At 31.0% G+C, this 2,701-nt stretch carries 2 protein-coding genes; both read left to right on the top strand.

The features are described 5' to 3' along the window. The first annotated feature begins 163 nt into the window (after positions 1 to 163). A complete protein-coding gene (gene pyrG / locus ACKI67_RS03475; RefSeq protein WP_407462002.1) occupies positions 164 to 1,789 on the top strand; it encodes a glutamine hydrolyzing CTP synthase in 1,626 nt (541 codons plus the stop codon). Positions 1,790 to 2,060: 271 nt separating this feature from the next. After that, a complete protein-coding gene (locus ACKI67_RS03480; RefSeq protein WP_407462001.1) occupies positions 2,061 to 2,639 on the top strand; it encodes a ribbon-helix-helix domain-containing protein in 579 nt (192 codons plus the stop codon). The last annotated feature ends 62 nt before the right edge of the window (positions 2,640 to 2,701 follow it).

The following is a 2,701-nucleotide window of genomic DNA, read 5'->3' on the forward strand; positions in this document are numbered from 1 at the left end:
ATTAGAATTTTTAATTTTTTTAAATCATAAGACAAATTTTATATATAAAATTAAACTAATATTTTAATGAGTATTCATAATGAATTTTTTTATAAAAATATTAAGAAAATTCATTTATAAAATCAATAAAATCAATTATTAAATTAATTAGGAGTGGATTTGTCTGACTAAATATATTATAATAACTGGTGGAGTAGTTAGTTCCATAGGAAAAGGAATTACTTCTGCATCCATTGGCCGTATATTACGTTCCTACGGCTTGAAGGTTGCAGCGATTAAGATTGACCCATATTTAAACTGGGATTCTGGTACCTTAAACCCATACCAACACGGTGAAGTGTTCGTGACTTATGATGGTATGGAAACTGATCTTGATTTAGGTCACTATGAAAGGTTCCTCGATGTTGAGCTTCCTGGAATATCTAATATCACTACTGGTAAGGTCTATCAATCAGTCATTTCCAAAGAAAGAAAAGGTGATTTCTTAGGAGCATGTGTACAGATTATCCCTCATATCACAAATGAGATTAAAGAAATGGTTCGTGAAATCTCTGCTAAAGATGATTACGACGTTGTTCTTGTTGAATTAGGTGGTACTGTAGGGGATATCGAAAGTCAACCATTCTTAGAGGCTTTAAGACAATTGAGAAATGAAGAAGGCTCTGAAAATGTCATGTTTGTTCATGTAACATTCGTTCCTTACTTGGATGCTGCCGGTGAATTCAAGACAAAACCAACTCAACACTCTTCAAAAGAACTTAGAAGTATGGGTATCAACCCTAACATGATCGTTTTAAGAAGTCAAAAACCTATCGATGATGACTTGAAAAGAAAAATCGCTCACTTCTGTGACGTTGAATTTGATGCTGTTGTAAACACTCCTGATGCTCAATCAATCTATGAAGTTCCTTTAGTATTGGATAGGGAAAATGCTGGCCAATACATTTCAAATAGAATTAATTTAGGAATTGATTTTGAAAATGATAAGAATACTCTCAATGAATGGGCAGAAATCGTCGACTCCTTGAAAATACAAAGTCCTGTTGTAACTATAGGTATTGTAGGTAAATATGTGGAATTGGAAGATGCATATATCAGTATAAGAGAATCCCTACATCATGCAGCAGCTAAAATCGGAGCTAAAATGAATATTGAATACCTTAGCTCTGATGTTGATGTTGAAAATGAGGAAGAATTGAAGGCTTTCCAAGAAGAGCTTTCCAAACTTGACGGTATCCTTATTCCTGGAGGATTTGGAGACCGTGGTGTTGAAGGTAAGCTACAGGCTGTTGATTACGCAATAGAAAATGAAGTTCCTATATTCGGTATTTGCTTAGGTATGCAATGTATGGTCATTCAGTTTGCAAGAAGAATCGGTATGGAAGGTGCAAACAGCAGTGAATTCAAGTCTGACCTTAAGTACCCAGTTATTGATATGATGGAAGAGCAAAAGAAAATCAAGAATATGGGCGGAACAATGCGTTTAGGTGCTTATGAATGTAAATTGATAGATGGCACCAAAACCAAAGAGGCTTACGGTGAAGATCTCATTCAAGAAAGACACAGACACAGATTTGAATATAACAACGAATATAGAGATGTTCTTACTGAAAATGGACTTGTCATTGCAGGAACAACTCCAGATGATTTCTTAGTAGAAATCGTAGAGTTGCCTGATCATCCTTGGTTTATTGGATGTCAATTCCATCCAGAATTCAAATCAAGACCAAACAATGCACATCCATTGTTCGCTTCATTTGTAAAGGCATCCTTTGACAATGCAAAATAAATAATTTTATTTATTTTCTTTTTTATCTATTTTTTATTTACTTTTTAACCTATTTTTTCTATTTTTTAATTTTAACTTATTTTTCATCATTTTACTCATTTTAATCATATTTTAACTAATTTTATTTATTTCTCCTATTGTGATTTTACACAATTGTGATTCAGTGCAATTGTGCATTTAAGTTTTTTATTTTTTTCGCATTTCAAATCAGTTTATATTAAATTAAACACAATTTATTAACATATTAAATTTTCATTAAAAGAGGGGTAATATGACAGAAATAAATAAAAACAATAAGGAAATTGGCAAAACCATTGCTACAAAAGTTCCAATTAACATACATAATCAATTAATAAATCTAATCGAAAAAGGGGATTATTTAAGCATTTCAGACTTTTTAAGAGAAGCAATAAGAGAACAATTGAAGAATTATAAGGTAGCGAATTTTAGAAAAGTCGATTATTTTGAGGCAAAAAAGGAAATTATAAGTTATTTTATAAAGTATAATGATTGTTTTTTGGATGAAATAGCTATTGATTTGGAATTGGACTTTGAATTGGTTTTCAATATAATCAATGACCTTATTTTAGAGGGTCGGATAGAAAAAATCTCAAATGATGAAATGATTGAAAAAAGGAGCTTAAATAATCAAGATTCTGATAATTCTAAAGGTAGTGACAAGATCTTGAAATTTAAGGGTAAAAGGCTGATTGTTGAATCTAGGTCTAAGGATTATGAATTTATCAGCATAAGGCATCATGCAGATTATAAGGCCATTTTAAAAAACAATGGTGTTGTAGTTGATAATGCTCCAGTCATCCTGTCTGAGGCTTATTCATTTATCGAATAATCTTTTTTATAAAATTTTTCAATTCATTTTATTTTTTTTAAAAATTTATTTTTTCTATTTTC

It is taken from the genome of Methanobrevibacter sp. (genome assembly GCF_045577275.1).
In the GTDB taxonomy this organism is placed as follows: Archaea; Methanobacteriota; Methanobacteria; order Methanobacteriales; family Methanobacteriaceae; genus Methanobrevibacter.

Coding starts and splice junctions, on each gene's coding strand:
- ACKI67_RS03480 (WP_407462001.1), top strand. CDS start 2,061: ATGACAGAAATAAATAAAAACAATAAGGAAATTGGCAAAACCATTGCT.